At 30.9% G+C, this 9,386-nt stretch carries 7 protein-coding genes; 1 reads left to right on the forward strand and 6 read right to left on the reverse strand.

The window, feature by feature from the left end:
• From ES677_RS09745 to ES677_RS09770, 6 genes are all read right to left on the reverse strand, one after another.
• Positions 1-1,782 carry an AAA family ATPase gene (locus tag ES677_RS09745; RefSeq protein WP_148369177.1) on the reverse strand — a complete coding sequence of 594 codons (1,782 nt, stop codon included), beginning with the start codon at positions 1,780-1,782 and terminating at the stop codon, positions 1-3.
• A complete protein-coding gene (locus ES677_RS09750) occupies positions 1,783-2,469 on the reverse strand; it encodes a hypothetical protein (RefSeq protein ID WP_148369179.1) in 687 nt (228 codons plus the stop codon).
• 10 nt (positions 2,470-2,479) lie between these two features.
• Complete coding sequence (locus tag ES677_RS09755) at positions 2,480-5,002, reverse strand: Hsp70 family protein (RefSeq protein WP_148381139.1); 2,523 nt, start codon at positions 5,000-5,002, stop codon at positions 2,480-2,482.
• A gap of 12 nt (positions 5,003-5,014) precedes the next feature.
• Positions 5,015-5,956 (reverse strand): hypothetical protein, encoded by a 942-nt coding sequence (locus ES677_RS09760; RefSeq protein WP_148369183.1) that lies wholly within the window; start codon positions 5,954-5,956, stop codon positions 5,015-5,017.
• Positions 5,956-6,564, reverse strand: a complete 609-nt coding sequence (locus ES677_RS09765; RefSeq protein WP_148369185.1) for a CFI-box-CTERM domain-containing protein — start codon at positions 6,562-6,564, stop codon at positions 5,956-5,958. Before ES677_RS09765 ends, ES677_RS09760 begins: the two co-directional genes overlap by 1 nt.
• 448 nt (positions 6,565-7,012) lie before the next feature.
• The gene (locus tag ES677_RS09770; protein ID WP_148369187.1) at positions 7,013-8,518 is read right to left on the reverse strand and encodes a hypothetical protein; all 1,506 of its coding nucleotides are present in this window, start codon (positions 8,516-8,518) and stop codon (positions 7,013-7,015) included.
• A gap of 687 nt (positions 8,519-9,205) precedes the next feature.
• Here ES677_RS09770 and ES677_RS09775 point away from each other — a divergent pair.
• Positions 9,206-9,386 (forward strand): transposase (locus ES677_RS09775; protein WP_148380285.1); only part of this gene is annotated, 181 nt, incomplete at its 3' end.

The raw sequence follows: 9,386 nt of genomic DNA on the forward strand, positions 1-9,386 counted from the left end.
TTAATTGTTTTTAAAACCAATAGCTGGTCTTTCATTAGTGTTTTCTGCTAAACCTTCCAATTTTGCCTTAATAGCAATGTAGCTATTTAACTCCTTAAGAGAAATTGAAGGTCGATTGTTTTTAATAGTTTCAAATAAAATTTCTTTTGAAATTCTTGAATTCATTTTTAATGCACTTCTCGAAGCTTCATCACACAGGAATTTTATATCACTCGAAACGTATTTTTCTGTTAATTTTGCAAAAGCAGAGTAATCTAAACCAATTTCTCTTGGCCTTTTATCTAAATACAATTTAAACATCATCTCACGAGCTTCAAAATCAGGTGGGGGTAAATAAATTACTTTATCTAATCGTCCTGCTCTCAATATTGCTGGATCAATTGAATTAGGTCTGTTGGTCGCTCCAATAATAAAAACGCCATCCTCTCCACAATTATTCATTTGTGCTAAAAATTCATTTACTGCACTCGTGTTCATATGATTTACACTTGAATTATCACGATTTGGAACAACAGCGTCCAATTCATCAATAAAAATGATACTTGGTGCGTTTTCACGAGCTTCATCAAAAAGATTTTTAATGTTTTCTTGCGATTGATTTACAAATTTGCTCTGAATATCAGAAGGCTTTATTTGGTAGAAATTAAACCCAATTTCTTCCGCCATTCGCTCTGCAAAAAATGTTTTTCCGCAACCTGGTGGACCGTAAAGTAACATTCCGTTGGGAATTGTTAAACCATATTCTGCATACTTTTCTTTATCATTTAACGCATCAATTACATCTAATTGTATGGTTTCTTTAAGTTCCTGCATTCCTGCAATTGCCTTAAAACCTTTACCGTTTTTTATGCTTTTTAATTTGGGCTTGGTTGATTCGTTTACATTAGAAACTTGCTTGATTTCTAATTCTCCGTTTATGGCTTGAATAAATTCCTTTACATTTTTAAAACGATTTTCTGCATTAGGCTGTAATGCCTTTCTTATTAAATTTACTGTTTGTTTGTCAATTTTTATATCAGAGCCGTCAAATTTTAAAGGTTTATTTCGTTCATCTAAAATAGCATCTTCTAATTTTATTCTATCGGATTTGTATTTTGATATTTCAACAAACCAAGGTGGCAAACCAAAAAGTAAATGATAATATAAGGCACCAACTGAAAATACATCACTTGTAACAGAGAACACTTTATTAAATGCTTCATTGGATTGATAAAAAGGATTCAGACCATCTTTTAAAAAATCTTTGGTTGACTGACTTACATATCTTGCATAACCAAAATCAATAATTTTTGGAATTACAACTTTGCCTGACAAATCAGTCATAATATTTAGATTCGTAATATCATTATGAATAACTGGATTTTCAAGATTATGTAAATAGCTCAATCCATTTAGAACGCCTGAAATTATATCTTTTGCGTCATAAGGATTAAGTGTTTGGTCTCGTTTCATTTTATCAGCTAGAGTTTCGCCACTAATAAAATCGAGAATTACAAAAGCATACTTTTGATTTTCTATAAGCAATTCGCCATTATCGCAATATTTTACCAAATTAGGATGTTTAATTTGCTTTAAAATCTCAATTTCTAAAACATCATCATTGTTGTTGAATTGTGTTCTATCTAATTTAGAATAAGAAAACAGTTTCAATAATTTTGTTTTACCATTTTGATCTTTTACACGGTAGGTTTCAGCATAACTTCCTTTTTTAAGAAAGAAGGTTACCTTATATTTTTCGTTAATTGTTTGACCTTTTGATAATATGTTCTGATTTTGGTTCATTTATAAAGCTTCTTCAGAATTACTAGGACGCGTACTGAAATTTCCGTTTTCTTGTAAAATCAATTGGTATTCCAAAACATTGTTACTCAATGTTTGTGGCTCATCCTTCCCAAAAACTTCATTATCTATAAAACCTCCTTTCATTGTCCCGCCTTTCATCTCCTTTTCAGGGTTCCATCCTTTACCGTAATAAAAGAATGTCTGATAAATCCCGTTAGGGAATGAGAATGTATAACTACTTCCTGAATTGATATAAGCGTGTCTTACTACGTTTCCATTTTTCTTGATAGTTACTATAACATCAGAGTTGCTAGTTCTTACTTTTATCTCTGAGCAACCATAATCAACACAAGTTGAGTTTGCACCATAATAACGAGAATAAGGCATTGCACCTGTATTCAATGAATTACCGTTAAACTTGGCATATATGGCTTTTTCTAGTCTTTCTTTTTCAAGACGAGCTTCTCTTATAATTCGTTCTTCTTCTTCTCGTTTTTCACGTTCAATGCGCTCTTGTTCTAATTGAAAGGTGCGTTCAGCCTCTTTTGCTACACGCTTTTCTTTCAATTCAATTCTATGTTCTTCTTCTATAGCTAAACGCTCTTTTCTATCTGCTTCATTTTCGCAAGAGAAAAGTGCTATTGCTAAACAAAATAGTGGAAGTTTAAATTTATTTTTTAATCTCATATTGTTCAATTTATCCTACTAAAACTGTATCATCACCACTAGGAACTTCATTTGGAGGTAACATATCGTATAGTGAAATTAGTATTTGTCTCAATTCTTCTGTATCAGGATTTTCTGATATTTTACTAATACCCTTATTTACTAGTTGCCTTGCCCTATTAGAATCACTCCAGCTATAATCTCCAAATTTCTCATTAAAATTTCTTAGCATTCCTATTAGCTGATAAATCATAGTTAACTGAAAAAAGAAGTTATTGATTTCTTCCAACAAAATATTGCCTAGTTTCACATCTTTTATTTTTATAACTTCCTCCAATTGCAAACGGAGTTCATTAACCAAGGATCTAGAATTATCATCTCCTAAATCATTGTTGGCTTTTTCTAATCGGTAGAATCTTTCTTTAAGTTCTGCTTCTAAATTTGGCCATTCAGTCCTTTCATTTAATTCATCGATCGCTTTTAATGACTTTCTTAAATTATTTAGCACTTCCGACTTTGCATCTACATCATTTTTATTATTCTCAAATGATTTATCCAACAGATTCAAGTCAGATTCCAATTTTTGAAGTTTTACATCATCAGATTTCCCATCTTGTTTTAGTTCTAAAATACTGCCTTTTGCTTTTCTAATTTCATTTGAAAGCCATTCTGTATCAATAGAAGAAATTGTTCTTTCTACTGTTGTTTCATATGTGAAATCTAAATAAGGAAAGTATGCCGTAACCATCACTTTTTCTGATCTATCAATACTTATTGTTAAATCGACATCTTGATTTTCTGGTAGTAAAGAAGGTAATTCTGCTCCGCTGATTCTTATATCTGTTACATGTTCGTTATAAATCGCTCTTGTCCCTTCCGCTTCATGTCCTCCTTCATAAATAGGTATCTTTAAGAAGTCCGCATCCTTTCCTGGTCTTATTCGTTTTTGAGTTTTTAAACCATTTTTTATTCCTACAGCTGGTATGGGCTGATTTTTTTCTAAATTTTTAATTGTTCTAAATCTAATTTTTCCTGTAGCTCTATCTTTAAGTTCTATCCCAAAATTGTAAGCAAGAGTTGAACTACCTATTTTAGATCCTTGAATTACACTAAAACTAGATGGTTCACTTTCTAAAATATTACCTTTATCATCATAAAGAATGACATCAAAAACATTAGTTTTACCTTCGTTTAATTGAATTTCAACAATATCTCCAATAGTATTTATTTCTACTTTTCCACTTGACCATGCTTTATCACCTCTCGTAACCTCTGCAAATACTTTGTCAGGGATTTCACCTTCTGTTTTGTCTGCTAAAATTTTGATTGGCACAAACTCTTCTGTTTCAACCGTAGACGATTCGTTAGCTATTTCTAACTGTATTTTAGTTTTATCTCTTGTTTGTTCTCTTACTTCTTCTGAAACGTTAACTGTAGAAGCATATAATGCAGCTCCTTTTGAAACTACTGTCATTGGATCTGCACTTATATCTGGTTTACAAATTTGTGCTTCTAACATTTTTCGTAATACAGGTGAAAATGTTGGCCCTCCAACAAGTATTAATGCGTCTAAAGACAAACCTTTTAAATTCTTACGCTCTAATAAGTTTTTACTTATGTCAATTGCTTTTTGGAAAACCGGTGAAAGTGCTTTTGTGATGTTTTCCTGTGTAACAGTAATATCTAACTCAATCTCTTCTCCTTCATCATCCTCACCAAGATCTCCTAAATCAGATAAAATATTATGAGTTTCCTTAAAAGAAAGGGCGACTTTAGTTTCTTCTGCGAAAAACTTCATTGCGTTTCGCAAAATTTGTTTTTTTGTGTCGTCTGCTAAAACAGAGTCAATCGCAAAATTGTCTTGTATGTATGGTATAATAATTTCATCAACAATGGCAAAGTCTAAATTTTTACCACCAAGATGGTTGTCCCCTTCAGTGTCAATCACCTTCATTATACCTTCTTCAACTTTTAAAAGTGCAACATCAAAAGTCCCACCACCAAAGTCAAACACTAACCAATAACCATCTTTTTTGTCAGTATCTAAACCATAAGCCATCGATGCAGCAACTGGCTCTTGTAATAATTCTATATGATTGAACCCTGCTAATTTTGCTGCTTCTCTTGTTGCTTCTTTTTGGTTGTTTTTAAAAGCTGCTGGAACTGTAATAACAATGGAATTTATATTTTCATCTTTTACAAAAGATTTTAAAGTCTTTAAAACTTCTGCCGATAATTCTTCTGAAGTTAAATCTTTTCCAAGATTTGAACTTGAATAAGATTTATCACTTCCCATTGTTCTTTTAAACTCGATATAAGAATTGGAATTAGAATCATTCCAAGTTTTCATTGCTTTGAGTTTATCTCGTTTCAGTGCATTGTAAGCACTATCTCCCACTTGTATTGCTTTCTTCTTATTAATATAAACAGAAGAGGGCATAGTATCTTTTAAAGTGTCCGTTTTTTTAATGATTGCATCTCCATTTTCCATTCTGGAAATTGCGGAATTAGTGGTTCCTAAATCAATTCCGTAGTCAATTTTTGTTCTTGCCATTTTATATTTTTTTTATTCACCTACGCTAACTTCAATTTGAGCTGCTTGTATCATCTCTCCTTTAAAGTTTACTTGTGGTTTAATAATTCGTGAAATAATTTGTTTTCCTGTTTCTAAATCCTCACTTGGTGTGAAATTTGCGGTTACTTTCATCCCTTCATTATATTCTTTACCTAGCATTTCAACTAATTCATATCCATTAGCTGCAAAGTTGTCTTGAATACGCTGCACAGAAGATTTTAATTGTTTTAATCCTTTTGTTTTTTCATCCATTTGGGTTAAATTCTTTTGCATTCGTACAATTTCATCCGCAACTTTTAAGGCTAAAGAATGGTCTGCCTTTTCATAGGAAATACTTGGCTTCGCTTTCGTTTCTTCTTGTTTTAGTTTTAATTGTGTTTCCAAAACCTCTAATAATTTATTATCTAACTTCACGCCTTCTTCTACTAAAACTGTTTTTGTGTTTCTGATCTGGGTTTCTACATCAATCTTGCTTGATGTGATACGTTTGCCCAATAACCAATAAACTAATCCACCTAGTAAGAGAGTTGACAAAGTGGCAATAATCCAATACAATTGGTTTTTTTCTACACTACTATCTAAATGAGCTATCTGGGAATTTGCTTTTTGTCGTGTTTCTTGAATTTTAATTCCAAGTTCAGACGAGTTGGTTACAATATTTTGACTATTCGTTTGAATCAATTGGATTAAACTATCGATTGAAGAATTTAGGTTTATATTCTCGTCTTGTAAGGTAGAAACTGATTGGCTTTGCTTTCCAATTGTAAAATTTTGATTGTTCAGCTTTTTTGTCAAAGCATCAATCTCTTGCCTTTGCTGAAATACGTTATTTTTTATGGTTGGTATTTCCTTAATTAAAATTGAATCTTGTTGCTGTTGAGCAAAAAGATTTGATGCTCCAAAAAACAGAGCTAAGAGTAACATTTTTTTCATTATTTTTTGATTGCTTTAATAAATTGGTTTAATCCTTTTCGGATTATGAGGTTAATACTTTGTTTGTTCTTTAACTTTTCGACTAAACTTGGCGAATATTTATAGTAAAATTTGATAAAACGTCTTCCACCTATGGTTTTGCTTAAAAAGTCATCTCTAAAATTTCGTAATTCAATTACTTGTGGATGGTCATAATCACCATAGGCCATAGTTGCAATATAGCAACCTCCATTATCATCACTTTTGTTCCCTTTAAGAAATTCTATATAGTTACTAATTCTCCGTTGGGTTTCCTTGAATATTATTAGAACTCCATCTTTTAAGTTATTTTCAATCCTACTAGAATCAATCATCGTTAAATACATTGCAAGTTTTTCAGGGTTTTCGTTTTGAATTAAGCTTTCGAAGTCTGTAGAAAACTTATCAAAAAACTTTTTAGCAATTTTGTCTGTAAGTCCTTTAAAGCTCTTTGGATTATTCTTTTTAATTGATTCAATTTCAGTTTTATTTTTTATTAAAAAATTTAATAAACAATACATCAAGCCATCATCAATATCATTTTTAAACTCAATTTTATTTAATGAATAATTTATTTCTTGATTTTCCATATCTAATTACAAGCTTTAATTAAAATGATAAATAGTATAATTCCTGCAACCCATTCTAACCAAGTTGGGATACCTTCACTTTCAGTCGAATGTGAAGTTGTTGCTGTTGTGCAAAAAGATTTGTTACTCCGAAAAAGAGCGAAATGAGTAATATTTTTTTCCATTGTTATTTGATTAATTTTATCTAATACTTTACTAATTCTAAGGTTAATACATTGTTTGTTTTTGGCTTTTTTACTATTCATAATAGATATCTCGAGGGGAGCTTAGTAAAACCTCTTAAAATTACGGATTTACTTAAAAAGTCTTATTTTAATTTTTCAAGACTCTAAAACTTATAGATAGCCATTGTCTCGATTGCAGAGCTAATAATATTATTGGATCATTAAATTTAAAACCCAAAACGCTGCGTTTTACAAATGTTTTAATCGCTCATATAATAACTTTATTAACTACAAGATTTGACTAATAAGAAAAAAAATAAAATCGCGCCAGCCCATTTTAACCACAATGGAATACCTTCGCCATCCGTTGATGAAGTAGTTGTTTGATCTTTATAACTAGATGTAGATGTCGACTCACGCTTTTTTGTTACTCTTGTCGATTCCCAGTATTGTAGATATTCAACTCTACTTCTATTGGTGTAACTCATTCTCTCTAACACACTTTCGACTAAACTCTTGTACTCCGAGATTTTAGAGGAATCTTGACTTCTCTTAATTTTAGCAATATTTTCTTTTGGTATTACCTTGTTAATAATTTCCGTGGCCTTATCCCAATCGATCGAATTTTTAATCAATTCAGAAACTTTAGAATAATTTATAGACTGGCCGTAGCTCATAGATGCCTCTTCTTCTCTGACCTGTTTCAAAATTTTTCTTTCATTATTTTTATAGGCATTAACAATAGTTTTTAAAATTTCTATTGCTTCCGAAAGCTCTTGATCTTTCATTTCGGCGAGGGTAACAAGATTATCTTTAGCCCTATCTTTGGTCAACTTACCAACTGCAATTCTATCTGCAATTTTTGTTAACTTTATAGCAAATTCAAGATAATTCTCATTAGCATCATTTTTAAGACTTGCATTGAAATAGTCTATTCCGCACTGCATAATTTCACTTGCTAACTGGTCTGCAATTGTTTTATACTTTAAGTCGGTTGTACCAGTTAGGGATTGTAGTAACACCAACTCTTTCTTACACATAGCAGCTAAATCTAACCCATATTTAAAGGCGTTACTTTTATTTTTATTCCTTTTGTTTTTAGTACTTTCAATTTGGCTTTCAATAAAGTGAATTGGTTCTTCTGTAAATTTTCTTGAAATATATTTTTGAGTTGAGCCATTACAATTACTAAACATTTGTAATGATTCTAAATTTGAGTACTGGGATTTAAAGTGCTTTAGTAATTCATCAACAAATTTTTCGATTTGTAAATCCTTATTTATTTTAACAGTCTCATCAGCAACGGAAAGAACGAATTCCCTAAAGCATTCAGATTCAATAAGTTTTATTTTAGCCTCAAGACCTTCTTTAATATCTTCCTTCCTATGACTTAACAGTTTGAAAGTTCCTAAATTATTGAATGCCGAGAAATTTTTAGAATTCACTCCTTTATCTCGCGTTACTTTTTCCCAAATCTCAACTGCTTTTTCTTTGTCTCCATTTTTTAAATACTCGATGGCAGTATTGTCATAAGGGTTTGCATTTAAAAACCAAAATAGAGAAAAGTTGACTTTGTCTTGACTTTGCTGAATTTGAGAAAAAGCTTGGGCTAAATTATCCTTATCTCGATTTATTAATTGAAGACTACTATTGAAATCATATTCAGATTCAATTCTTTTTCCAACTTCAGCAAATTTCAGAAATTTACTTTTATTTTTTTGTACTTCTTTTGCAGTTGCGTTTGAGAGAATCCCTGCAATTCGGTAAGGATTATTTTGGATTAACTCCATATTTTATCGGTTGGTTTATAATTCTTAAAAATAATACTCATTCTCATAGCTTTTTTACGGTTTCCCGTATTCTATTAAATTCTATTCTGAACATTAACTTTTGTTTCTTCTAAAAATCTAATCAAGTGCGTACATAAACTATTTAAATCTCATTTTAGAACTCAATTGTAACACAACTAATTTTTCCTTAACAAAATCAAATAATTGGCTTATCACAAAGTGTAAAAGTTGATCTTTAAAATTTATTAAATACTAAATAAATATAAGAGTTATCACAATTAGTGTGAAACCTGTCTATTAATAGCCCACACAATATAGAAATTACTTATTCTATTTTATTGTAAAAAATCGTAAATGCTGAAATTTCTTATAATTTTTCCTTAAAAAAATTTGAAAAACTAGTCTTTTATAACACTTTATATGGTCATATGGCAATTCGCAACTAAGAACAACCACTAGCCAGAACACTTAACTTGGCATATTAATTATTATTAAAAATACGACAAGGAATGTCTATATGAAGATTATAAAGTTATATTATGATTCGCTAGAATTCTGTTAACCTTGTTTAGATCTAATAACCGACCAATAGGATACCCGTTATTTTAGTATTACATAGGAAAGCAGGACTGGATGTGCTAATTTAGGGGACAGTACAAGTTAAGCATAAAGTCTTACATTTAACTTATGACACAAGAGCGAAAGAAATATGATCCAGCTTTTAAACGACAAGCTGTAGAATTAAGTAAGGACAGAAAGAACCTGTCAGAACTAGCAAGAGAACTAGGTATCAAGGTTACTCTTTTATACAAGTGGCGTAAAGAATTTGAAGCTTTTGAATCGGGAAGTTTCCCAGGCAATGGTAATT

Origin of the sequence: Bizionia gelidisalsuginis (assembly GCF_008086185.1) — a bacterium.
GTDB lineage: Bacteria > Bacteroidota > Bacteroidia > Flavobacteriales > Flavobacteriaceae > Bizionia > Bizionia saleffrena.